Origin of the sequence: Mucilaginibacter sp., from assembly GCF_036568825.1 — a bacterium.
In the GTDB taxonomy this organism is placed as follows: Bacteria; Bacteroidota; Bacteroidia; order Sphingobacteriales; family Sphingobacteriaceae; genus Mucilaginibacter.
The window spans coordinates 35,179-60,006 of the sequence record NZ_DATCRU010000026.1; the positions used below are offsets into that span (position 1 = coordinate 35,179).

Here is a 24,828-nt window from a genome sequence, read left to right on the forward strand (position 1 = left end):
TTATTGTTCGGTTACCGGCAATGGGAACTCTGACCATACCTGGTCGCCTGTTCTGTCGATAGGCAGGGTATTTAACAAGTTATATCTCCGTAGGTCGATCCAGCGATGGCCCTCAAAGAACAATGAATACCTTCTCTCATACAGTAATTCCGTGATCAAGGCAGCCTGGTTTACTGCACCGCTATAATTCCCCAACCCGTGGCCATTTCTTATAGTGTTAAGCGCATTTACAGCTTCGGTAAAGTGGTTAAGCTGGATGTTGGCTTCGGCGTAGATCAGTATCAATTCTTCGTTTCGTATGATGCCAATTGGCGCTGTGCTGGTCGTATACAACCATACATCGCGATCGCTGCTAAGCCCGCTAAGCGATGCAACTGAGGTACGAAGGGATGTTTTGTTGATGCGGTCATCCCCGGCTAGTATATCGGCTGCAAAAGATGGATGTGCCACCCGTATTTCGCCATTCTGATTTTGAGGGATAAACACCGGGTTCAACTGGTCACCTGAGCCTGTTCCAAAAATATGGTAGACTCCGGTGTTAAAGTTGCCGGTCAGGTTAAGGAAGGACGCATTCACGTCATCCAATGCCGTTTGCCAGTTTGATTGATATAAACTCACCCTTGCAGCAAGCGCCCGGTTGAATTTGGTTAATCCGGCTGCATCATCCAACCCGGTAAAGCCGGCTAACTGGAAAGATATGGTCGCATTGCTAAGGTCAGTTTTAGCAGAATCGAGCAGAGCGGTAATGGCAGCAAGGCCACCTTTATAATCAACAAACGGTCCCAGGTGAGTTGGGTCGACTACATTTACACGGATGCCGTTGTTGTAAGTCAGGTTAAGGTTCATCAAAAGCTGATAAGCCTTTATGGTGCGTGCAAAACCGATATAGCCTGATTTTTGTGCACTGTTTATCAGTGTGGAATTAGTAGCAGCCTGCTGCAGGATATTGCAATTCTTTACTACACTGTACCTGGCGGCCCATGGGAAAGTAATATAGAAGTTGGCACCTTGTAATGTAGCGCCGTTAGCACCCAGAAGGTCGAGAACGTATCGCGGCTCTGAGTTAGAGAATCGATAGGTTTCACGGCCAATAATACTTACGTCATCCAGGTAAAAACTGAGTGAGGTTCTCATGCCCGACTCGGTGCCGCTTACCAGATTATTTAATTGCGCCTGTGAAGCGTTCTTGGTCAGGTCTTCAATGGTTTCTCCATTCAGGTCGCCATAATCTTTTTTGCATGAACCCAAAAGAAGAAGCGAGACAGAGAATAATGTTATGTAGATTTTAATATTTCGTTGCATGATCATCGTTTTAAGGATTAGAAATTAAGTGAAACGTGCAGGGCGGCTTGCTTGCTTGATGGATATGGATCGATATCTATACCTTGTGAAAAGCCGGTACCAAAATTGGAAACTTCAGGATCGTAACCACGGTATTTGGTTACAGTGATATAGTTGTGCAGAGATACGCCCACATTGACCGATTTGATATAAGACATCGGCATTTTGCGGATAGTATAATACAATCCTATTTCCCTAAAACGCAGGTAAGAAGAGTTCTCAACTGTTTGGTGCGCGTCGGAACCTACTTTCATTAACTCGGTAACGCCTAAAGGCAGACCTGATGGAGTCTTTTTATCATAGTCGGCACTTGTGCTGCCAAATACGTTTTCAAGATAAGTCACGTCCACGTTCTGGCCTCCGTATTTCCAATGTACCAGAAAGCGAAGGCTCCAGTCTTTAAAGAAGGTAATCTCGTTATAAGTGCTCATCTGGAAGCGAGGTTCAGCATTACCTAAAACACCTACGCCCTGTCCGTTAAGGCCTATGATCTGCGAGGCGGATTTGCCTTGCTCTATCTGGTATTCTCCCAGTAAAACACCGCCTACTGATCCCAGCTGTACCGGTGGAACGATTAGTTTAGTAACGTTCGAACGGTTGAGCCAGAAATTAACCGAGGTATTCCAAACAATATTTTTTGCCTCAACCGGCCTTGCGTTCATTCCTAACTCTATACCATGGTTGGTGAGGTTACCCGCGTTGATCCATTGTTGTGCAAAACCTGATGAAGGCGGGGGAGTAGTCAATAGCAGGAAGTCATTGATATCCTTAGCGTAATAAGTCAATTCAAAACCTAAACGACCTTTCAATAAGCTGAAGTCAATACCTGTTTCAAATTCATTTTGTCTTTCAGGTTTAATGTCTGATGAACCCGCAACGGTGTTTACAAGCAGGCCTGGATAACCGGAAATGTTCGATATACCAAACGCAGTGAATTTACTGCCATAAGCAGGTACGTTATTTGCCTGTCCGTAAGCTGCTCTCAGTTTAATGCTTTCAAACAATCCCTGTTTGATCAAACCCATGTCGGTCAAGTTCCAGGAGATACCGCCTTTTGGATATAAGTAGTATTTGGAAATATCGCCGTTATTGCTTGAGCGGTCAAAACGCAAGCCGCCGGTCAAGGTGATAGAGTTAACTATGGTGGCTTCTTCCTGTATAAAGATTCCGCTATTCAGATATTTGGTGCGGAGTTGCGTTGCGCTTAATGCTCCTGCCTGGTCAACATTTGACTGACCAGAGATCACCTGGCTGGCGACATTAAGCAAGTTATTGTAATTACCGGTTTCCTGGGTAATGCCCGCCGATGTGTTTAACAATAATTTACTGGATGGCGACCAGGTATTTACCAAAGAGAAAATATAGTTGGTGTTCAGGTTTTTGGTAAAGCCTTGTATCGATTGCCCTTTGTTTATGGCTTCAAACTGTAATACGCTTGGCATAATCACGTTTGTCTCCAGGTTATAAAAATCGAAACCACCGCGACCGATGAATTTGGTATTGCTTTTATCGCTCTTTTGCAGATTGATCTCCAGGTTGCCGCCCATAATGTACCGGTTCACTGATTCATTATTGGTCATAAGGGCGATGGTTTGCAAAGGGTTTGATGCAGCGAACGGGTTATTAGGATAGTTTCCGCTGGCGTCCGGGTGCAACTGTACAAAGCCAGGCGTTGATGAAAGAGCTATGCCGATACTTGTTCCCGAGTTGTCATTACCAAAAATCCCTCTATCGGCTGATGAATTGATATAATTGGTAGTTACCCCAAATTTGATATCATCAGTAAGTTTATGGTCTAGGTTGAGGCGGACACTGGTATTTTCATAACCGGTGTTGTTTACTATACCACCGTCGTTCTCATGGCCGGCTGAAAAATAGAAACCTGTTTTTTCAGTACCGCCACTCATACTCACATGGGTGTTAGTGGTTAATGGTTTATGATCGTAAACTTCTTTCTCATAATCGTATATCTGTCCTTTGGATTGAGCTGTGTTAAATGCATTTACCAGACTAGCTGAATCGCCCGGCAAGGTGGCTGCGGTTTGTGCAGTAAATTGACGGACACCTAATAGTTTGATAGGGCTCGAAAATCCTATATCCTCCGCCAACGTTACATTGGTTTTGCCCTGTTTCCCTTTTTTGGTAGTTATTATAACCACTCCACCTGCTGCTTTTGAACCATAAATAGCTGCGGCAGATGCACCTTTTAATATTTCGATGTTCTCAATATCTTCTGGTCTTAGGTCTGCTATACGGCTCGAAGGGTTATCCTGGGTAGATGTAGGGCCAGTGCTGCCTGCCAGTGTCACCGCATTTAACCCTCCGGATGTTGCCGAGTTATCAAGGTAGACACCATCTACAACATACAGCGGCTGGGTATTTCCGTAAACAGAAGTCACCCCGCGTAACTTTATAGAGATACCACCGCCCGGGGCACCGGAGTTGGCATTGATGTTTGCGCCGGTGATCTTTCCTTCCAACGCTGCATCAAATGTTTGTGCAGGCGCAACACCGTTTAATTCTTTTGCACCGATCGCTTCGACGGCATTGGCAAGGTTCTTTCTTTTTACTGAAGTTGCCAAACCCGTTACCACTACCTCATCCAGGCGCGATACGTCTTCTTCAAGTTTGATATTAAACGTAGTGTTACCGGCTGTATTGACGTTTTGTGTTTTATAGCCGATGATGCTTACAATCAGCACAGCATTATCCGGTACCCGGATGGTGAACTTCCCATTGGCATCGGTAGTGGTTGCCTGGGTTGTACTTTTTACTGTAATCGTAGCGCCGGGTATCGGCGTATTATTAGCAGCCGTTACTGTACCGCTCACGGTTCGGTTTTGCGCAAATAGAGTAAATGGGAATACGGCCATGAGCGACCATATTAATAAGTAGAGTAATTTCTTTCTCATTGTGATTTGGGTTGAATGAATAGTTTAAATTTTAGTTCATATTTCTTGCTTGTCAGCAACAGGTTGCTTATTTGCGAAAATGTGGTTGCCGTAACCATTCTCGGCAATTTGTCTTGCTCTCAGGGGATAAGTAGACAAATCAGACGGCGTATTGGAAGCCAGGCCATCCACATAGCGGTTGAACATGCAAAAGGCAGCTGTGATCAGTACCGTATCATGGATATCCTTATCGGTTGCTCCGCATTGCTTTGCTGTTTCTACTTGCTCAGTTGTTACCAGTTTGCCTCCTTTTTGGGCGCTGCCCGCAATGCGCAGCAAGGCTCTCATTTTATCTGATATAGGGGCATCATCAAGGTTCTTTATCACCTCATCTACCAGTTCGTTATTGTCATTTAAATAACAAGTAACTATGGCACCATGCGAATGCTGGCAATAAAAGCAATCATTTAAATGGGATACATAAGTTGCAATCAATTCCCTTTCGGCCATGGTAAGGCCTTCGTTTGTTCTTAAAAGCAGGTTTGCCAAAACCCCCATGGGTTCGGCAGTTTCCGGACTAAAGGCCATTAATGACCTTATTCCCGGTAAATCAGGATTTACCTTAATATGTGGCATCTTTAAAATTTTTAATTGATGAAGAGATGATAGACAGAGCCTGTCAATCATCCGGCATTGCAATCGGCCTTGTTATGATCTATTGAAGCCAATAGCGTCGCAACCATAAAAGGGCACAATAATTAGAGAGTTCCTAAATCAGGGTATTGCATTTTTGTTCTCACAGATATTGCATATTTAGATGTGCACGAACATCGAGCAGTAGTAACTGTCAAAACAAAAAATGTAAAAATGAATCAGGAAAGGGATTAAGCTTCGGGTGGCTGACCGCTAACTTCGAGTGTGGGTTTCAGGACATCGGCGGATTTAAAGCTGTAATTGAGCTTTTTAATCATCATTCCCGGCGAACCAGTATAGGCAAATGTAAGGTATTCGCTTTCGCTTAAACTCTTTTTAGTTAAAGGGTTATTAGAGTGCTTGGTGTTAGAAGTCGGCAAGTCGTTAACCAGTTTCCCGTAAAGTACTTTTGCTTTAACCAATTTAGTTAGATCCGTGTTAGGTACCACACGGAGGTATAGCATGTTGTGTGTGATTTTGATTTCAGCGTAGTCATATCGAATTCCTTTAACCTCAACCTGGCCGCTGATTGCCTGATAACCGTCCCAGTCTTGTTGCGTAGGCATGTTGACGGGTATTTTAACCTCTACCAAGTCCGAACGTCTGTAATGATTGTTGTTGATCTTGTCGAAAACCTTTACATCCGACCGGTACATCATGTATTGAAAAAACAAGTCATATCCACCTGCATTGAACAGAATTGCGGCAACCATTAATGTGGCGAATAGCTTTTTCAATTAAAAAGGTAAAATGGGTTCGATACTAAAGGTATTTTAAATATTTGAAAATACAAATTTGAATCAGAAAATAATGGTGCAATAGGTATTGATGACAAGACAATGTGATACTTCTCGGAACTTTAGTATGCATGATTGCAAAACCAGTAACCCCAAGGGGAAATCGAACCCCAAAAAATGAAAAGATTATGCTATAACTCTATTTTTGAACTCAGAGATAAAAAATAGGACTTTTACTGAAGAATATCGAACCAGCATGTGACTCAGTGCTAATAGCATATATGCCAAACATTTATGATATAAAAAAAGGGAACACTCCTGATAGAGTACTCCCTTGTAGTAGCCGTAGGGGAAGCTTTTCGAACCCCTTTTTAGAAGATTTGCGACGACTGACCGTTGCCTAATACTTGAGAGCATTGTTAATTAATTATGATAGTTTGTCAGATCGACAAAGAAGATGTCCCTTTACCTCGCGTAAAGGGACTCTAACCAACTTGAAAGTACCTCCATGGTGCCTTTCCGCTGACCATGCTTTACAGCAGGCCGATAACAATATTATTTTTAGCACCGATATAAAAAGTGATTCTAATCACTTCACATAATTTCCGTTTGGTCGAAAACTTCTTTATAACCAGTTGATGTTTTCTTCATCCGCTGGCATTATGAAAATCCTGACCGGTGCGTTCTCGATGTGCTGTTTATTGAATTTATCGAATAACTGCTTTGCCCGGGTTGCATTAGTTTCAGCAGTAGATGCAAAGATAATTACCCTTTTGGACCTTCATCCGAAAGCATAAAGAAAAGATATTCACTACTGCCTGACCAAAGGTTGACGATGAATTCCAACAAAGGATTCGTCAATTCCGACGACACCTTTAGTTAGGTTGGGCTGTTCTTTCTCCTTTTGTCCACATTGTACCAGTGTTACCAGGATAGTATTAAAAATATCATCTACAGTCGCCCCGCGGCTCAGATCATTTACCGGTTTTTTAAGGTTCTGCATGATAGGGCCTATAGCCATAGCACCGGTTTCTTGTTGAACAGCTTTATAAATTGAGTTGCCGGTATTTAAATCAGGGAATATCAATACAGTAGCATTGCCCGCCACCTTTGAATCCGGTAGCTTGGCTTTGGCTGTCAATGGGTTCACTGCGGCGTCATATTGAATAGGGCCTTCAATAGCAAGATCGGGTCGCTTGCTTTTTGCTATATCGGTGGCGCGTCGTACTTTCTCGACATCCTCTCCGACTCCTGATTGCCCTGACGAGTAGGATATCATTGCTATTCGCGGTTCAATATTGAAAAGTCGGGCAGTTTCTGCAGAAGAAATAGCAATTTCTGCTAATTGTTCAGCCGTAGGATTTGGGTTGACTGCACAGTCGCCGAATATAACAACCCGGCGGGGCAGACACATGAAAAATATGGAAGAGATAAGTTGTTTCCCTTCTTTTGTTTTAATAAATTCCAAAGCGGGCTTGATAGTTTGCCTGGTTGTATGAACAGCGCCTGAGACCATAGCATTTGCGCGTTCGGAATACACCATCATGGTCCCGAAATAGGAAGCGTCCGACATCAATGTGGCAGCGGTATCACGTGATATTCCGCTATTTTTGCGCAACCCATAAAGCCTCTCTGAATAAACTTCGAATTCCGGATCATTAATTGGATCGACAATCTCTACTTGATTCAAATCTAAGTTAATCTGATGCTGTTGTATGAGCGACTCAATTTTATTTGGCTGCCCCATTAAAATAATTTCACAAAGTTTTAGAGAAATTATACGGGCTGCAGCTTTCAATATTCTGGGGTCTTCGCCCTCCGGTAAAACTATACGCGCTTTAGATCTCCCTATCAGTTCAACCAATTGAAATTGAAACATATGCGGGGTAATGGTGTTAGGGTATTTTTGTTTGAGATGCTTTTCCAGAGCTGATTTTGCCACCCATTTATCAAATGTTTTTATAGCCTGGCGTATTTTATATGTGTTTTCAAAAGAAATGTGTGACCTGACACGTCCAATTGATAATATCACCTCGAATACAGTATCCTGTGAAAAAATTACCGGCAAATCCGTTTTTTCCACAAGTTTTAAAAGCTGGGCATTTGGTTTGATGCTGCCAGCTATTATCAAACCGGCAACGCATTTATTGCCGGATTGATTTGAAACTATTGAGGCCTTGATAAGGTCAATTCTGTCGGCGGATGTAATAATAAGCGCTGAGCCATCCACCTGCCTGAACAATGTTTTTACTGAAGCTGTTCCGACGATTATCTGCGAAACCGGATTTAATAAACGCTCCTTGCCTGACAGGAGAAATCCGTTTACAACATTGCAAATCTCAGCCATTGCAGGACTGCTCAATTCTTTAACGCCAGGGATTACGCTAAGTAATAATTTATCGCTGAATTTATTTTGGAGTAAGCCAAATAAATTTTTTGTCAGAGCGGGTGTGACCTTATTAACGATAATTCCGGCCAGGGGAATACTTCTGCTAACCAGTTGAAAACATATTTCATCAGCCTCTGCTGTTATCTCGGCTTCGCTCTTATTATCACCTTTGATAACCAATAATACTGGAGCACCGATGTTTTCCGCTATTTCTAAATTGAGTCCAACTTCAAAAGGGCCCGCAGTGTTAACATAATCCGTCCCCTGCACAATAATCCAATCATGATCTTTTTCCAGGGATTTGTATTTACTGATAATGGTATCGATAAGCTCACCACGATCCATGGCCTCTACCGAGCAGTAGTCACCACTAATAGCAAAGTAATTTCCGGCATCAGTGCCAGGCAAAAAGAAGTTGTTAATCGTTCGGATATCCGGGTCTTCTTCGCCTGGTTTTATACAAGTGATCACAGGCTTTAAATAAGCAGTTCTAAAGCTTTTCTTAAACATATTCATCAACCCCAGGGAAACCACAAATTTTCCACTGTCGGCTTCAGTGCTAAGCACATATACTGATCTTGCCATAAAATATTTGCTTAACCCTGAGAAATGATGACTTTTAAAGCTTTTTTATCTGCAGCATGCTCAAAAGTATCGTAAGCATCTAATATCTGGCCTAATTTGAATCGGTGAGTGATCAACTTTTCCGGCTGCAATTTTTTTCCATTAACTGTTTTTAAAAGCATTGGGGTAGATACTGTATCTACAAGACGTGTTGTTATGGTAATATTTTGAGCCCATAACGATTCAAGATGAAGATTAACGCTTTTTCCGTGTACGCCGATATTGGCTATATGACCACCCGGAGCGATTATCGACTCACAGAGTTCAAAGGATTGGGGTACGCCAACTGCCTCGATGGCCACGTCAACTCCTTTACCATCTGTCAGGCTTTTGATTTTGGTAATGGGATCTTCTTTTTCGAAATTAATAGTTTGAGTAGCGCCAAATTTTTTGGACACTTCCAGCCGGTTTTCATCACGGTCGATCATGATGATCTCCGCCGGGGAGTAGAATAAACCTGTTAGCAACGAAGCCAACCCGATTGGCCCTGCGCCAACAATAGCAATAATATCTCCTGGTTTCACTTGTCCGTTTAAAATGCCGCATTCAAAACCGGTTGGCAAAATATCGCTTAACATTACCAGTGCTTCTTCATCGGCTCCTGCCGGAATAGGATAAAGACTATTGTCTGCATGCGGTATCCTCACATACTCAGCCTGGGTACCGTCAATCAGGTGCCCTAATATCCAGCCGCCATCTTCGCAGTGGGAGTACATCCCTTTTTTGCAATAGCCGCATTTGCCGCAAGATGTGATACAGGAGATAAGAACGTGGTCGCCTTTTTTGAAATTACTGACAGCCGTCCCGACTTCTTCAACAACCCCAACACCTTCATGTCCAATAATGCGGCCATCAGTCACTTCAGGCACATCGCCTTTCAGAATATGCAAATCTGTGCCGCAGATTGTGGTTTTCAAAATCTTGACTATTGCATCAGTGGGTTTTATGATTGCCGGCTGGGGTTTTTCTTCCCATGTTTTTTTGCCCGGCCCGTGATAAACAAGTGCTTTCATAATGTATGTTTTGGATGCAAAGTTGACCGGAATGTGGCAGATAATAAATGACGGTGGTCATGATATGGAATGATGTAAGTCCGTTTTTATCTGCTTGCCAAAATGCAAACAATTTCTTCTAAAGTTTCAGCAGTTCCAGTACCTTGTAAATAACAAATGCGGGCCAGAATATAGCTTTAATGATTCCCAAAGCGCCCGCCCAAAAACTTATGGCATGTACGATAAAATAAACAAGCGCACCTAAAAATCCCATGCCATATATTACTGACCCGGGACTCTGCATTTTTTTTACCTTGTCTTCCATTTTATCTATCTGATTTAAATAAGTATTAATTCGCCCTTTCAAATCGGCCCGTAGATTTTTCGACACGGATCTTGTATACTATCGGATCGATCCGTGTATCAATATCAAGTTCATTTGCTGCAATTCCATGTGATGCGTGGTGCTGCGGATGAGAAACCAGTGGCATAAGCCGGTGAGTTAAGAGCTGACGGACCTGCTGTTTTTCATCTTCGTCAGATATTTCTTCGAATGCGCCCCAAACAATAACACAGCGCCATTGGAAAATACTTTCTATATCTTCCACCTCAAAGCATACCCGGGGGCTATTGCGCATCATATCTATTTTTTTACCAGGGCCGGAGTGAGCGTATATCATCCCATCCTTATACACATAGTTTAACGGAACTATATAACTTTCACCGTTGTAATGACAAGCGAGCCTGCCGATCACCTGCTCCCTCAACAGACCTTCGATCTGTTTTTCATTGAGTTGTCCTAACATATTCTTTTTGATTGAATTAATACAAAAATATTCGGATAGTAGCACAGCCTCCATGACCCCAGTCATCAGCTAAAATGATGTAGATCACTTTCCTGTAAATAAAGCATAATAAAGCAGTTTGTAAATGGATTGTGTTTAATATCAATTGATTAAGTGACCAACGTCAATGGATTTATGAAATAATCATCTAAAATTTGAAGATAAAACGAGTTAATTAAAATTCAGTATTATGAAAACCGATTCAGAAATTCAAGAAGATGTAATGGCTGAACTCAAAGGGGAGCCGATGCTTAATGCAACTGAAATAGGCGTTGCGGTAAAAAATGGAGTCGTTACTTTAACAGGGACCGTATCAAACTACGCAAAAAAATTTGCTGCTGAAAATGCAACCTTGCGTGTTAAAGGGGTGAAAGCTGTGGCCGAAGAGCTTGTTGTTCAATTAGGCGAAGGCGATAAACTTACGGATACCGAGGTCGCCGCCAGCGTTGTAAGTACTTTGCGTTGGAACACCGTTATTCCCGATGAACAGATCAAGATCAAGGTAACAAATGGCTTTGTTCACCTGAGCGGCGAAGTCGATTGGAATTTTCAAAAGGAAGCTGTCATAAATGCAATCCGCGAGTTGAAAGGCGTTAGGAGTGTCAGCAATGAAATTACCGTGAAACCACGTGTGCAATCAGACAACATCAAAGAAAACATTAAGAAAGCTCTCGAACGCAAAGCCGATCTGGAAGCCGATAACATCAGGGTCGAAACCATTGGTGACCATGTCATTCTCAAGGGAAGTGCAAGGTCATGGAATGAGCGTAAAACAATAGCCCACGCCGCCTGGTCGACGCCGGGAGTTGCCCTGGTAGAAGATAAAATAGTGATTTCTTATTAATAAAGTGCTTGTGCTTGAGGCTTTACGGTACAGGTGATATAGTCTTCAATCGGGACGAAGTTTATAATGTAATGACAATCAGGTTATTTCGATTTTATGGTATAATAGTTAATAATTAACAATCATGTCAACTTTAGTAAAAAAATCAAATGGATTTCCATCATTAAGGTCAATGATGGAAGATTTCTGGAACGGCGACAAATTTTTTAATACGCCATTTTTCAACGCCGAAACCATTCCTTCGGTAAATGTTCGCGACAAGAAAAATCATTACGAACTGGAGGTTGCGGCCCCTGGTTACAAAAAAGATGATTTTAAGATCAGTACCGAAAAAGGCCTGATCTCTATCAGTGCTGAAACCAGCAGCGAAAAGAAAGAAGAAAAGGAAGATTACCTGCGCCAGGAATTTTCATGTTCTTCATTCACCCGCACTTTTAGCCTACCCGAGGATGTGGAAGATGATAAGATCAATGCCCGTTATGACAATGGTGTGCTTACCATCGAGCTGAAAAAAACGGCAAAACCAGTTGCCGCAAAAAAGGAAATCAAAGTTGCTTAGTCAATTACCCACACAATCCCACCGGGTCAAAACGGTGGGATTGTTACTTAAAAAAATGTTATGGAAACCGCATTAAGTTTATCCGCACGTTCACAGCAAATGTATGTTTTGTGCAGGCATTGGGACTCGGATCTGGAATTTTTCAGGATCGAAACAGCTTTTTTGCATCGCCTGCTGGGTGATTATTTTGTTCAGTTATTAAGCTCTGAATATGTTAACGAGCTCAAGAGGTCAACCAAAAAGCTGTTCGAACTGGAAAGGGAAGAGAATCATCTGCGACAGCAAGTAATGACTCATATGAAGGAAGTAGAGCTTGCGGCAGAAAGTATTATTCCTGAAGACGCCGAAAAATTAGCTGAAAAGCAGGCCACCATCGAAGTGCTGCTACTTAAATTCATCAACGACTACAGGGAGGTTAAGAAAGAAATGTTTGCCCTGGTAGAAAAGGCCATGCATAGGAAGAAATTGGTCACGAAATAAATGCATTAAAAAGAAAGGCATCCGAGGTTTCAGATGCTTTTCTTTATACGTTAAAGAATGCGTGGTTTTGTGTCCATGTGACATGCCAAAGCCCATCATTCTTCTGACGGAAAAATTAGCATTGGTATTTTATTGTTCTTTAGCAATTGCCTGGTATCACTGTGAGTAACAAGCCGGCCAAAAAATGAGTGGTGATGATGAAGCAAAGCAAGTAAGCCCACGTGTTCAGTTTTCATCAATCGCGTTAACCTCGTTTCCATGTCTTTGCCGTTCACCACTTGGTAAGAAATAGTGCCTGTGTGTATTTTTTTCAATTGATCTTCAAATGCACTCTTATCTTGTTCATTAACCTTTGGTTTACCAGCTTCCATTACATGCACCACCTTTAAATCAAAGCCACATGCTTTGGCCATTTTTGATGTATAGTTGATTGCATTAATGTCCTCTGCACAGTAGTTGGTAGCATATACAACTTCTGTTATTTTTTTAAGATGAGTTCCCGACGGAATTATCATTACCGGAACTTTTGCGCGACGTATAACTTCATTGACATGATTCGTCGCAAGAAACTCGTCCTGGTGAGCGCCCATTACTATCAGATCGATGTTGTTTTTTTCCATCACGTCACCTATTCCTAGTCCCAGTCCAATAATTTCGACCGTAGTGCGGATCACCGGGCGCCTGTCGCCTGCATCGAGAGTAGTGTGGCTGTAATCTTCAAGCTGCACTTTTAGCTGGTAGATCTGTTCCTGGTTTTCTTCTTCGACCTCTTTAAATACTTCCGGGGACCATGGGCCTCCAACATAATTTTCTGCCGTAGGGTAAAATACATAAGTATTCATCAATATGAGATCCATGTGCGTTTTCTGGCTAAGGATCAGTGCCGTTTGGGCTGCCGCTTTGGTGTTTTCTGTGAAGTCGGTCAGCAGTAATATATTTTTCATAACCTGAATAATGAGTATTTGTAAAGGAATTAACTATTTGTTTTACTTTAACTTAGATCAAATTTGTCGAAGAGAAGCTTCAAAACAAATGACCGCGATCATTAAATAAAATGACGTTTTCTTATTTTTTGGTGCTTGTGTATAGTGCTCTCGGTCAGCACGTAAGTTACTAATGGATAAAATTGTCGCTGACGACAATCAGCCTTTGAAGTGACCAATATCACTTAAATAAGCTTGTAGTATTTTGATCTTTAGCTTGTTATAAGGAATGCTGCTTGTCGGAAAGACAAATAGGCATCTAATAAATTAAACAATTAAGAGTTTTTTGATATCGTTGAATAGTATGATCAGACGAAGCACAAGTTTCTACATTATTAACAGTTTAACCCTTTACAGGCTTTGTGCAGCCCCGTTTTTGATTGTTTTGGCAGTTTTTGATCGATTCCAATTGTTTAAATGGCTCTTGCTTGTAAGCTTTTTAACTGATGCTGTAGATGGTTTTTTTGCAAGAAGATATAAGATTACCAGCACATTTGGCGCGCACGTCGACTCACTGGCCGACGATTGCACCATTTTGGCTGCCATCATTGGTATGTGTATTCTACATTCACTTTTCTTTTTATATGAGATCATACCGGTAGCGGTTTTACTTGTATTATACCTGGTACAAAATGTGGTTGCTCTTGTTAAATATCAAAGACCGACGAGTTTTCATACCTACACAGCAAAAGTTGCAGCAGTTTCACAGGCAGCTTTTCTTATCACTTTCTTTTTTATGCCGTATCCGGTTTATTGGTTATTCTACCTTATGCTGGTGTTAACAAGTATTGACCTACTGGAGGAGGTGATTCTCGTGTTGGTTTTACCTGATTATAGAACAAACGTAAAGGGTATTTATTGGATACTAGCGATGAGAGCAGACAAAAAAGGCCAGCCTAAATAATACTGGTTGAAGGAAGATTATCAATAAGCTTACTCTCTTGTTTACGCCGCTTTATTCTAAATTTAATTTCCTATTACTTCATTATAAATTCCGATGAACAGCAAGGCTTTGGTCAGCATTTCTTCAGGCGTCTGGCAATCCGAATAATAAGATGGTAACTGCACAAAGGTTCAAATTGTGACTTTATATTTAAATAAACATCATAGTCAGCATCACTTTCTTTTCTAGCTGGGCTCATACGTTCGCGGATTACTTCTTCGTCCGCTTTCACTTGGATAAAGTGCGGGATCAAATGCAACTCCTGTGCCTTATTTACAATTTTCCGGCGAAGCTTTTCCTTATAGTAAGTTCCGTCAAGGATGACTGACTCTCCACTCTCTATCCTGGAGACGGCCAATTTTAGCATTGCTGTGTAGACCTTTTCTTTAGCCTTTTCAGTGTAATTGCCCCGCAGCAAAACTTCATCCCTGATGTTATCACTATTAATAGCGCGTGCCTCGATGGCAGATGCCAATTCCTTTGCAAAGGTTGTTTTTCCGCTTGCCGGCAGGCCGAGAACTATAATAAGCTGAGGGTCGCGTTTGGTTATGCCTTTATAATCTTTCATTTTATTCGTGTTACTTTCCACGACAATCGTTGCTTTTCGACCATTAGCGATGAGCAATAAATAATGGTGCCTTTAACTCTGTCAACAGTAAGTCGGCCATGCTTGGTTTCAACCAGCGGGAAATATCGCCTCGTTCATACGCACCCAAAACAATCAATTCGTCGTGCTGCCTGTATTTTAGTTGTTCAATAATCGCCCTTTCCGGATCGCCCTGGACTATTGTATATACCACTTCCGTGAAGTGACGGTTCATAAGTTCCTTTATCAGTTTACCTTCGGGCACATGGCGATCAGATTCATATGATTTTATTGTGATCACTTCAACCGGTAGTTGCCTCATATTTGGAAACAGGTAACTGAATTGTTTAATCGCATATACCGATGGCGATTCGCCATCATAAAGCATGATAATTTTATTGATAGGTTTAAATTCTGTGGGAACAACCATAACCGGACATTCCGATCCTGCCAGAATCTCTTTGACGAAAGTACTGGGAGCGTGTTGTTCATATTGAGTGAAGGTTTCGTTTTTACTTAATATTAGCATATCTGCGTATGCACTCTCGTGTATTGCTTCCCTTAAAGCAATGCTCTTATCGTGATGGACAATATGCTCAACACCGGCTTCATTGCAGCTTTTTTTAAACTGTTCCACCGATTCTTGTCTGCTTAACGTATCGTGTGCCACCAGTTCTTTTCTTTCTGCAAGCAATTTTGAATAGCTGCGACTTTTAAGTGAATGACTATGATAGGTGAAATCATCCAGGAAGGTGCCTGCCACGTAGGCATTAGCCATCTTGGCGAGTTCAATTGCGTATGTGGTTGTGGCGGTCGAATACTTCAATCCGTCACAAATGGCTAAAAATTTTTTAGTGCTCATGATCTTGATTCAATTTTTCTCCAAACAAGTGTTATTCTGTATTTTCATTAAGCCCAACGCACAATCAAAAAGTGAATGGATAGCTTTAGACACGGCCCTGAATAACGGTTCAAAACAACCATAAATGCTTGAAAATAAATATGATGCCCGTCACGATTGCGTTTGATAGTTATCAAAATAGCAAATGCAACTGCTTTAAATCGCTCTTGAAATAAAAAACCACCAGGAATGGTGGCTTTTTATTTGCTTTTGGGCTATAAATGTGATGTCTTGTCGATAGGCTTAATCCTGAAACTCTCCATTTTCGTTGATATTGATCTTGATTCGCTGATCTCCGTTTTCCAGAAGAAGCTTATATCTTTTTTTTGCATCTCCTCTCGAATCATAAAATTGTACTTTATAAACATCTTTGGCGATAGCCCATTGCGGAAACCGCGTAGCGACTGCTGTTATAACAGCCTTGGGGAGCTGCACTTTCTGCGGTCCTTAGTAATTTACCGGTTGCATCATATGCAGCCAAAATTCTTCCGTTAGGGATATAAAAGGTGATGTAATATCCGTCGTAAGCATCATCATAATATTCCGATGTTTTGACATTAAATGTCGCTGCTGTTGCCTGTAATACCTTTACCGGTTGTGGTGCGCCCTTGTAGTCCACGGCATCCAGATATTTATATTTTACCGCCCTGATAACAACCTCAGGTAAATTAATTTGGGCAAACGAACTGGTTGACATGCCTGCCAGGCAGATACCCAGAAGTAAGAACAATTTAGTTTTTTTCATGGCCTTATAATTTAATGATTAAATCAGCCTAATAACCTCCTATGGTTAATTCAGCATTGCTTATTACAAGTCAAAGTGCCTCATAATCAAGCTTTTTTAAATGATCTTTAGCACAGTGAGTATTGATTGTTATCAACTTTATTATCTATCTCCGGATTATGGTATTAAATGAAAATGATACGAAGGTCAAATTGATGATTTCAATCACGATTTAAAATGACCAAAATCATTGGTTGACGTCCAGTCGTTAACGAAATTTAAAGTCTTTTTAATGCGCCTGTGATGCGAAAAATCTTATTCCTCAGCGATAACTCCGATGCAGCTGAAAACGCAGCCAGGGTAGGTTTGCATATTGCGCAAAAAATGAATGCGGACTTACTGGTTGGCGAACTGAATAAGGTGATTACACTAGATAAACAATTGGTTCGGGCAGGCGAGCAACACACTCAGGCCGATCAGGGTTCGCTAAAATTAGAAGATTCAGTAATTGGCAAACCAAATTTGTCGGAGTTTCGGCCCAAAGTTGATCATATTGATCTGTCAGGTTTCGATGCCCAAAGGGTGGCTCAGCTTGTCATTCAGCAAGATATCAAGTTGCTTATCAAAGGAATTAAGGCAAGCGACGATGGGGAAATCATCCAGGAATTCAATATTCATTCGGTGCTTAACAGGATTGCCTGTCCGCTTTTGCTGGTGCCCGACAATTGGCTGCATATCAACTTTGAACGAATCGTGTATATGGCAGATCTGCGCTACTGCAAATTCCAGGTCTTGAAATTCCTGGCTGCACTCGGCGATCCGGATGAAGCTGATCTAATGGTTGCCCATGTTTCTGAAAAAGGCATACCGGATATGGATAAGAATTATGCGCGCGAATTTTTTGATGAAGTAATCAGAATTAACATTTCATATAACCGATTATTATTTGATCATATAAAAGAAAAAGACCTTTTGAGAGCGACTGACATCCTGATACATGGAATGAATACAGACCTGCTGGTTCTGGTTAATCATCATTTTCATTTTGAAGAAATTATGGGCAGGTATATTTCGCACATCATGCCAAAACATATAACTATCCCGCTTCTCGTTTTCCCCAGCTAATTTGTGACAACTGTCAAAGTTCCTTCTGATAATCATCATATTGTAGCCGCTGCAATACCTGTTATTTTGAAAACATAACAGATGATGCCATGAATACATCAAAACCCGAATTTATTGTGGCTATCGGCGGCTCGAGCGGTTACCTGGCGCCTTTGCTGAAGTTTTTTGACCGGACCATTAATGACAGAGTAAGCTACGTTATACTCCGGCACATATCCGCAGATGCTCAAAGTATGCTGAAAGAGATTTTGCAACATCACTCCAAGCTTGATGTGGTCGACGGGACAGATAATATGCCGGTTGAAAATAATAAAGTGTTTATATTACCTCCAGGATATTACATGACAATAAAGAATGGTGTGCTGCATTTGAAAGAGAGGAAGGACCTCCGAAATTGTGCTATTGACATTTTTATGGATTCTCTTGCTGCTGATTTCAAGGAAAGATCAATAGGGGTTATTTTATCAGGAGGTGGCAGCAATGGGGTAGAAGGAGCCGCAAGTATAAAAAAAGAAGGAGGCATCGTATTTGTACAAGAGCCTTCTTCCTGTGAATCCAATGCGTTGCCGCTGAAGGTCATCGATTCCGAAAACTATGATCGTATACTGTTGCCGGAACATATGCCTGGAGCTATCCTGAATTGTGTTGCCGACTATCTTAAAAAATCAAAAGATAGAATTTCAGTACAAAGAAAATCAGCCTGAAACAATCGTCAGCAAATGGGCTGCAAATAGATAGTTTAGTGAAATAAAAATGTCAGGCAGGTTTGTATACATAGCATTTATCACTTTGCTTAATTTCTCAATTGCTTATGGGCAAGAGACCATGGTCGACACATCTCAGTTGCCGAAATATAGTTACTTGATATATGGGTACGCCCAGTCTGGGAACAGCGTTCAGGCCACCGGCTTTTTTGTAAAAAAGAAGGGCCACACCTACCTGGTTACTGCCAGCCATGTTGTAAACGGTTGGTTTTTTGCATCTTTCGATAAAAAGGGGAGCTACCCGGATATTCTTTTTGTTATAGTCGGTTTAAAAAATACACGGCGGGATACATCGTTAGCCATAGATATCAGCTCGCTCAAATACACAAAAGCCGATCCTTACAGCCATGATATCTATTTTATTCCGATAGATGTGCCTTCTAATTGTGTCACCAATAGTCTGGAATCACTTATACTAAGTTTTACTCCTATTTCTAAAACCCCCGAAACGATTTTGGTCTACGGGTTCGTTGCTGATGATCAAACTATCTCATTACAGCAGTTCAAAGGATTGAAGCCAACGAAAGCAATAGCCCGTTTACCTGATTGGAATGATTATTCGTGTTCACCGCTGGTGTATGAAATTAGTTATACGAGTGATGACCTGGGTCCGGGAGATTCAGGTGCGCCCATATACTTTATCACCCAAAACAACTTTGGCAATAAACCTAATTCAGACAAACTACAATTCGGTGGTCTTTTGTTTGGCGGCGATAGCAAAAGACATAGAGCGGGTGTAATTAGGGCCGAGCTGGTAAAAGTGCTCTATAATGAGCTTTGATATTTTCATTGGCTCAATGGTCAAATGAATTGAAACATCGATGTGCCACTCCTATAACTAGCGGCGTTTATTCCATTTAACTACCTCATACCATATAACTGATGTGAAGCCGACACCGGCACTGATGAACAGTTGAAGCGGATTCAATGTACCAAGTCCGAAAAATGTCGCCAAGCTTTTTATTAAAAATAACCCTGTGGTGATCACGATTGTTATAAGAATAATAACCGGCACCATATAATTACGACTTTTTAGCGTGGTAATAACTGAATAATGAAATGAGCGATTAACCAGCGTGAGAAAGATGTTGGCTGTAATAAGTGTCAGAAAGACCATCGATCGGGTGGTTATTTCGGTATAACCTTTAGCTACAGAAAGCTGATAAACCGTTAATGTGCCCAGGGTGATAAATAGTCCTTGAATAACGCTTGTAGCAAGCTCTTTCCAATTAAAAAAGGTTGTGGTGTATGGACGTGGGGGTCGGAGCATTGTGTTTTTTTCCATTGACTCATTCTCATAAACAATAGAGCAGGTAGGGCCCATAATTAATTCAAGAAAAATTACATGCACCGGACTGAAGATATTGGGATACACCCAACCCAGTACCAATGGCATAAAAACCGTGAGAATGATTGGTATATGTATTGAAATAATATACTGAATGGCTTTTTTAAGATTGGCATAAATTTTTCTGCCAATGGCAACAGCATCCACCATTTTTGAAAGATCATCATCCAGTAATATGAGTGACGCGGCGGCCCTGGCTATTTCTGTTCCTTTTTTCCCCATAGCAATGCCAATATGAGCAGCTTTTAGAGCAGGAGCGTCATTAATCCCGTCGCCTGTCATAGCCACAACCTGGTTATTCGACTTAAGTGTATTTATGACCGCTAGCTTTGCTTCGGGGTACATTCTTGCAAATAATTTACCTGACATGATTTTCAGATCTCGCTCTTTTTCTGGTAAGTTCATCAAGGCTTCACCGGTAATGGCATCTTCATATCCTCTGAATTGTATCTCTTTAGCAATAGCCATCGCGGTAAGCGCATTATCCCCTGTAATGATCCTGACATCAATACCTGCATCGTAGAAAGCCTTTAGCGCCGATTTTATATTCTTTTTTGGTGGATCATAAAATGCAACAAGCCCTTTAAATTTAAAAGGGAGATTTTGCTGCATCAAAGGGAAATCGTAGCCCGTAAATAGTGATTTAGCAACCCCCAGCACTCTGTAACCTTTTGCCGTCATCTCTTTAACAACCTTGCTTATCTCATTCTTTTCGTTTTTGCTTAAACCGCAGAGCTTAATTATTGCTTCCGGGGCGCCCTTTGCTGCTATGATACGGCTTGAATTTTTATTTTCAAATACATGGGTCATCATTGGCGGGTTGCCTCCAAGCGGGTATTCATGAACCATCCGGTAATTATGCCGTTCATCGTATGAATATATCGATTGATAAGCCTGGTGTAATGCAATCTCCATAGGGTCAAAAGGAATGGGTTCACTGGCCCACATGGCTGTTTCTATTAACCCTTTTTCATCGGAATCTAGCTCATCAGAAAGTTTTGTTACTCGGGGCGAGAACCAGGCCCAAAGTCCGGCAATGTCCATTTCATTTTCGGTAATGGTACCTGTTTTATCAACACATATTACAGTGGCGCTACCCAGAGACTCTACGGTTTTCATTTGTTTAACGATCGCGCCGATTTTCATCAGCCTAAAAGTTCCCAGCGCCATAAAAGTGGTAAATGCGACCGGTATTTCTTCCGGTAGTATACTCATAGCCAGCGTAAGGGATTTGAGTAAGCTATCTAAGAGTTGATGTGAGCGCAAAAAGTTTAGTGTCCATACTGCAACAAATACCAAAGAGCCCACAATGACCATAAACCTTACAAATTGACTTATCTGAAGTTCAAGCGGGGTTTTTTCATCGCTGACATTTTCTAGACTCTTCCCAATCTGCCCCCAGCGAGTGTTGTTACCAATTGCAGTAACTTCGGCAATAGCCAAACCACTGACTACAACAGTTCCCCGATAAATATTGTCGCTCGTGTTATCCTGGCCTTTATAAACAGGCAGAGACTCACCGGTTAGCGCCGATTCATTCACGAAAAAATCATTGGAACGGATTATTTCACCATCGCCGGGTATCATAACTCCCTCTTCGGCAATAAAACAGTCGCCAATCACCAGGTCCTCAATATTAAGCAGGCTCGTTATTCCGTCGCGGATTACCTTGCACTGCGGCTGGTTAAATTTTTCAAGCTTCTTTAATGCGTTCCTGCTTTTTCTGTCCTGATATAAGGATATGGCCGATATCAAAATAATAGAAGCGACCATAAATATTCCATCACCCGTTGCTCCATTTGCAAAGTAAATGACTGAAGCGATCAATAACAAAAGCACCATAGGCTCACTAAATAATCCCTTAATAGCCTTCCAAATAGCATTTTCTTTGTGATAAACCAGGATATTGCTGCCGTACTGTTCACGCGCTTGTAACACCTGTTCTGCAGTTAATCCTTTAATACCGAAATTATTCGCAGAAAGCTCGGTTTCTGCAGCCGGTGATAACATTTTCTTAAGTCTTTTAATTTGTTCAGAAAATCAAAAGTCGGTTGAATAATCTAAAACATTGTGACTCAAATCACAAGTGGATTTGATTCTTGTCATGTATAATCCAGTTTACTCAGACGAATTTTGCTTAACAAGACCAGGAGTTAAAAAGCAGTCGTCGTAAAAATGGACAAATCCGAAATCATATTTCTTGACGGGCCGCACTCGCGGTGGAAGGAGCTCAAATTTACCGTTGAAACCATGTTCGAATTTATCCGGGGGTTCCGGGCACTGCATTTTCTGGGGCCTTGTATAACAATATTTGGCTCGGCGAGATTCAAAGAGGGCCATCCTTATTATGAACTGACACGAAAGGTAGCAGGAGAATTTGCCAGGTTAGGTTTTACCATCCTTACCGGCGGAGGCCCGGGCTTAATGGAAGCTGCCAACCGCGGCGCAAAGGAAGTGGGCGGAAAATCAGTAGGCTGTAATATTCAATTGCCTGTTGAGCAGAAGCCTAATCCTTACCTGGATAAATGGGTGTTTGTAAAGCATTTTTTCCTCCGTAAAATCCTGTTGGTAAAATACTCCTTCGCATTTGTCGTGATGCCCGGCGGCTATGGTACTATGGATGAATATTTTGAGGCACTGACGCTTATACAAACTCATAAGATCGATCACTTTCCTGTTATCATTTTCGGAAAAGAATACCACAAAGAATTATTGGCACATATCGAACTAATGAAAAGTGAAACAACAATAGGTAAGAATGATGATCACCTGTTCCTGGTTACCGACGATATAGAAGAAGCGAAAGCGATGATCATAGAAAAAAGCATCAGGCAATATAACCTGAAACCAAAGCAAAAAGTAAAGCCCATTAAGTGGCTATTTGAACGTGTTTAAATATGAATAACATCATGAGAAGGAAAAAAGAATTTGGACAAGTTTTATCTGTCAATTTATTAGGAACCGGCGCGAAACATCAGCGCAGAAATCCAATAAATCATTATTCGCATTATCGTAAACATGCAGCATCCAAAGAGAAAAACAAGTCGCTTGAAACTGCCGTCCACAAGTTTGATATTCCTCTGAATACAATCATGCTTGCAGCCGATTTAATAGGCTGCCAATATGATACAATGAGCAAACAAAACATATTGAATGAGGTAACCGGGATTAAGACAGCTGCAGCATATATGTACGCAATACTTAACGATTTTCTTTCGGCGGAGAAGATTGACAAACAAAAAATACAACCGGTTATAGCGGCTTTTGACCTGAAAGGTTTAACTGAAGATGTGGTAAGTCAGATGAAACATCAAACCAGGGATTGGCAGGATATTAAGTATACGCATACAGGATCATCGTCTCACATATCACTGGACAAAAAATTATTGGAGCATTGCCTGGTAAACCTGATATCAAACGCCATTAAATACTCTGATGTTGCCGATCATATCGAAGTAGGTTCCGAAATAGACCAGGATTGGTGCAAAATATGGGTAAAGGATTATGGGATAGGTATCCCGGATGAAGAGAAAGACAAGTTATTTGAGCCATTTTTCAGGGCGAGCAATGCGTCTCACATCACAGGTACCGGCCTAGGTTTGAACCTGGTGAAACGGTATGCTGAGTTAATGGGCGGTAAGGTGACGGTAGAAAAAAATGCAAAAAAGGGGACTGTCTTTAACTTGATTTTCCCGATTACGTCTTGATCGGGAGCTTATTAAATCAAAAAATGAAGACTATTAATTGATGAGCTATGAAGAGTATTTTGAATAGATATCCAGCGCGACTGGTAATCAAAAGTGGATTGATCATTTTATTGCTGATTACAGCAGCCGACTCCTACGGTTTGACAGCCAAAATACGGAAGGATACTTCCGTTTCTGCCGAAATTAAGACGCAGTTAGGTGACTTTAAGAATCAGGGAATTTTTCATTTCCCGCATAGTGTATTTCGCTTTTACAGGTATCATAATTTCCAACCAGTATGGATAAAACCAGGAGATGATCCAAAACGTACTTGGGAAGGAGTATTGCTGATTAACTGTGTGCTTCAGTTTGGTCTTTGCCACGCCGATTATCATCCCAAAGAAATTGACTACGCGCGCTTGCGCATCATCCTTGAGCACCCGGAGCAGGTAAACAATAATGAAAAGGCCAGGTGCGAACTGATGATCACTGATGCATTGATTACTTTCATCAATCACTTGCATTACGGTAAACTAAACCCATATCTCACCCCCGCAAAAATTGATGCTGGAAACGACACTAGCTTTAATGCCGGCAAGATACTTGGGGCCGCACTCAGGAAACAACATTTTATGAGTTCGATAACAGCTGTTCAGCCTCAAATTAAAGCATACGCCGAACTGGAAGAGCAAATGCGCGAACTAACCCAGTTTCAGCAGGATTGTGATGCATTACCTGACACAGCAGTTCAGAAAATGGCCATCAACCTTGAACGTATGAGATGGATGGCCGTAAACAATGAACCCTATTTGCAGATGAATATACCTTCATTCAAATTAACGGTTAATCAATCGGATAAAAGCTATGAGTTTAGGGCAATTGTAGGTAATCCTTCAACTCCAACACCTCAGCTAAATACCGCCTTAACCGATTTTACAACAGCATCTAAATTAAAAATGTCGAGCGATAGGAGCACACCTCCGGGCATAAACCCCAGGGGAGTAATATACTTCTGGTTTAAAAACGCTAAAGGTATCTCTATCTGCGGACGTCCTGAAACCGGTATTTTCAAACCCGCTGAACGGGCCTTGAGTAAGGGCAATATTAAAGTTGAGAAAGGTGAGCAGCTTGCATTCCTGCTACTAAGAGCAGATGACCATGCCGATAAAATTGATTCGCTTCGAAAATCAATAAATGACTACGCGATAACTAATTTTATGCTGACGAAACCTATTGCATTAAAAATAACTTACATTACATGTGAGGTACAGAATGGCATGGTGGTGAAATATAAGGATATATACAACCTGGACCAAAAACTGGAACAAGCATTATATAACACGGCAGAGTACATGGTATCTGAATAAACTTAA

At 41.4% G+C, this 24,828-nt stretch carries 23 protein-coding genes; 10 read left to right on the plus strand and 13 right to left on the minus strand.

The annotated features are described in order from the left end of the window. The 8 genes from VIM89_RS05175 to VIM89_RS05210 form a co-directional block, all read right to left on the minus strand. Positions 1 to 1,302, minus strand: a complete 1,302-nt coding sequence (locus VIM89_RS05175; protein WP_488155067.1) for a RagB/SusD family nutrient uptake outer membrane protein — start codon at positions 1,300 to 1,302, stop codon at positions 1 to 3. 17 nt (positions 1,303 to 1,319) lie between these two features. Next, complete coding sequence (locus VIM89_RS05180) at positions 1,320 to 4,253, minus strand: SusC/RagA family TonB-linked outer membrane protein (RefSeq protein ID WP_488155068.1); 2,934 nt, start codon at positions 4,251 to 4,253, stop codon at positions 1,320 to 1,322. Positions 4,254 to 4,289: 36 nt separating this feature from the next. Beyond that, complete coding sequence (locus tag VIM89_RS05185; RefSeq protein WP_488155069.1) at positions 4,290 to 4,868, minus strand: carboxymuconolactone decarboxylase family protein; 579 nt, start codon at positions 4,866 to 4,868, stop codon at positions 4,290 to 4,292. A 248-nt stretch (positions 4,869 to 5,116) separates the two neighbouring features. Continuing rightward, the gene (locus tag VIM89_RS05190) at positions 5,117 to 5,662 is read right to left on the minus strand and encodes a hypothetical protein (protein WP_488155070.1); all 546 of its coding nucleotides are present in this window, start codon (positions 5,660 to 5,662) and stop codon (positions 5,117 to 5,119) included. Between the two features lie 811 nt (positions 5,663 to 6,473). After that, entirely contained in the window at positions 6,474 to 8,636 is a 2,163-nt protein-coding gene (pta, locus tag VIM89_RS05195; RefSeq protein WP_488155071.1) for a phosphate acetyltransferase, read from the minus strand. An 11-nt stretch (positions 8,637 to 8,647) separates the two neighbouring features. Beyond that, positions 8,648 to 9,688, minus strand: coding sequence for a zinc-dependent alcohol dehydrogenase family protein (locus VIM89_RS05200; protein ID WP_488155072.1), 1,041 nt, complete (start codon positions 9,686 to 9,688; stop codon positions 8,648 to 8,650). A gap of 118 nt (positions 9,689 to 9,806) precedes the next feature. Then, on the minus strand, positions 9,807 to 9,992 hold the full coding sequence (locus VIM89_RS05205; protein WP_488155073.1) for a hypothetical protein: 186 nt from the start codon (positions 9,990 to 9,992) through the stop codon (positions 9,807 to 9,809). A gap of 25 nt (positions 9,993 to 10,017) precedes the next feature. After that, positions 10,018 to 10,473, minus strand: coding sequence for a pyridoxamine 5'-phosphate oxidase family protein (locus VIM89_RS05210; RefSeq protein ID WP_488155074.1), 456 nt, complete (start codon positions 10,471 to 10,473; stop codon positions 10,018 to 10,020). 229 nt (positions 10,474 to 10,702) lie between these two features. Here VIM89_RS05210 and VIM89_RS05215 point away from each other — a divergent pair, with 229 nt between their 5' ends. The 3 genes from VIM89_RS05215 (at position 10,703) to VIM89_RS05225 (ending at position 12,395) form a co-directional block, all read left to right on the plus strand. Further along, complete coding sequence (locus tag VIM89_RS05215; protein WP_488155075.1) at positions 10,703 to 11,356, plus strand: BON domain-containing protein; 654 nt, start codon at positions 10,703 to 10,705, stop codon at positions 11,354 to 11,356. 124 nt (positions 11,357 to 11,480) lie between these two features. Then, positions 11,481 to 11,915, plus strand: a complete 435-nt coding sequence (locus VIM89_RS05220; protein WP_488155076.1) for an Hsp20/alpha crystallin family protein — start codon at positions 11,481 to 11,483, stop codon at positions 11,913 to 11,915. A 60-nt stretch (positions 11,916 to 11,975) separates the two neighbouring features. After that, positions 11,976 to 12,395, plus strand: a complete 420-nt coding sequence (locus tag VIM89_RS05225) for a hypothetical protein (RefSeq protein WP_488155077.1) — start codon at positions 11,976 to 11,978, stop codon at positions 12,393 to 12,395. Positions 12,396 to 12,490: 95 nt separating this feature from the next. Here VIM89_RS05225 and VIM89_RS05230 read toward each other — a convergent pair whose 3' ends face one another. Continuing rightward, on the minus strand, positions 12,491 to 13,339 hold the full coding sequence (locus VIM89_RS05230) for a universal stress protein (RefSeq protein ID WP_488155078.1): 849 nt from the start codon (positions 13,337 to 13,339) through the stop codon (positions 12,491 to 12,493). Positions 13,340 to 13,682: 343 nt separating this feature from the next. On the opposite strand from VIM89_RS05230, the gene VIM89_RS05235 reads away from it, so the two are divergent. After that, positions 13,683 to 14,282: a CDP-alcohol phosphatidyltransferase family protein gene (locus VIM89_RS05235; protein ID WP_488155079.1), complete on the plus strand. Its 600-nt coding sequence runs from the start codon at positions 13,683 to 13,685 to the stop codon at positions 14,280 to 14,282. A 112-nt stretch (positions 14,283 to 14,394) separates the two neighbouring features. Here VIM89_RS05235 and VIM89_RS05240 read toward each other — a convergent pair whose 3' ends face one another. The 3 genes from VIM89_RS05240 to VIM89_RS05250 form a co-directional block, all read right to left on the minus strand. Continuing rightward, positions 14,395 to 14,889, minus strand: a complete 495-nt coding sequence (locus VIM89_RS05240) for a P-loop nucleotide/nucleoside kinase family protein (protein ID WP_488155080.1) — start codon at positions 14,887 to 14,889, stop codon at positions 14,395 to 14,397. A 43-nt stretch (positions 14,890 to 14,932) separates the two neighbouring features. Then, positions 14,933 to 15,769: a universal stress protein gene (locus VIM89_RS05245; RefSeq protein ID WP_488155081.1), complete on the minus strand. Its 837-nt coding sequence runs from the start codon at positions 15,767 to 15,769 to the stop codon at positions 14,933 to 14,935. A gap of 397 nt (positions 15,770 to 16,166) precedes the next feature. Next, positions 16,167 to 16,553 carry a hypothetical protein gene (locus VIM89_RS05250; protein WP_488155082.1) on the minus strand — a complete coding sequence of 129 codons (387 nt, stop codon included), beginning with the start codon at positions 16,551 to 16,553 and terminating at the stop codon, positions 16,167 to 16,169. Between the two features lie 282 nt (positions 16,554 to 16,835). Here VIM89_RS05250 and VIM89_RS05255 point away from each other — a divergent pair, with 282 nt between their 5' ends. The 3 genes from VIM89_RS05255 to VIM89_RS05265 all read left to right on the plus strand — a co-directional run bounded on the left by VIM89_RS05255 (position 16,836) and on the right by VIM89_RS05265 (position 19,202). Continuing rightward, complete coding sequence (locus tag VIM89_RS05255; RefSeq protein ID WP_488155083.1) at positions 16,836 to 17,657, plus strand: universal stress protein; 822 nt, start codon at positions 16,836 to 16,838, stop codon at positions 17,655 to 17,657. A gap of 89 nt (positions 17,658 to 17,746) precedes the next feature. Then, a complete protein-coding gene (locus VIM89_RS05260; protein ID WP_488155084.1) occupies positions 17,747 to 18,361 on the plus strand; it encodes a chemotaxis protein CheB in 615 nt (204 codons plus the stop codon). A gap of 49 nt (positions 18,362 to 18,410) precedes the next feature. Beyond that, entirely contained in the window at positions 18,411 to 19,202 is a 792-nt protein-coding gene (locus tag VIM89_RS05265; RefSeq protein ID WP_488155085.1) for a S1 family serine peptidase, read from the plus strand. Positions 19,203 to 19,259: 57 nt separating this feature from the next. On the opposite strand, the gene VIM89_RS05270 is transcribed toward VIM89_RS05265, so the two are convergent. Continuing rightward, a complete protein-coding gene (locus VIM89_RS05270; RefSeq protein WP_488155086.1) occupies positions 19,260 to 21,779 on the minus strand; it encodes a cation-translocating P-type ATPase in 2,520 nt (839 codons plus the stop codon). A gap of 165 nt (positions 21,780 to 21,944) precedes the next feature. Between VIM89_RS05270 and VIM89_RS05275 the strand changes: the two genes are divergently transcribed. From VIM89_RS05275 to VIM89_RS05285, 3 genes are read left to right on the plus strand one after another with little or no spacing between them, the layout of a single operon-like run. Then, on the plus strand, positions 21,945 to 22,664 hold the full coding sequence (locus VIM89_RS05275) for an LOG family protein (RefSeq protein ID WP_488155087.1): 720 nt from the start codon (positions 21,945 to 21,947) through the stop codon (positions 22,662 to 22,664). A gap of 14 nt (positions 22,665 to 22,678) precedes the next feature. Continuing rightward, positions 22,679 to 23,476, plus strand: a complete 798-nt coding sequence (locus tag VIM89_RS05280; protein WP_488155088.1) for a sensor histidine kinase — start codon at positions 22,679 to 22,681, stop codon at positions 23,474 to 23,476. Positions 23,477 to 23,523: 47 nt separating this feature from the next. Continuing rightward, the gene (locus tag VIM89_RS05285) at positions 23,524 to 24,822 is read left to right on the plus strand and encodes a L,D-transpeptidase scaffold domain-containing protein (protein ID WP_488155089.1); all 1,299 of its coding nucleotides are present in this window, start codon (positions 23,524 to 23,526) and stop codon (positions 24,820 to 24,822) included. The last annotated feature ends 6 nt before the right edge of the window (positions 24,823 to 24,828 follow it).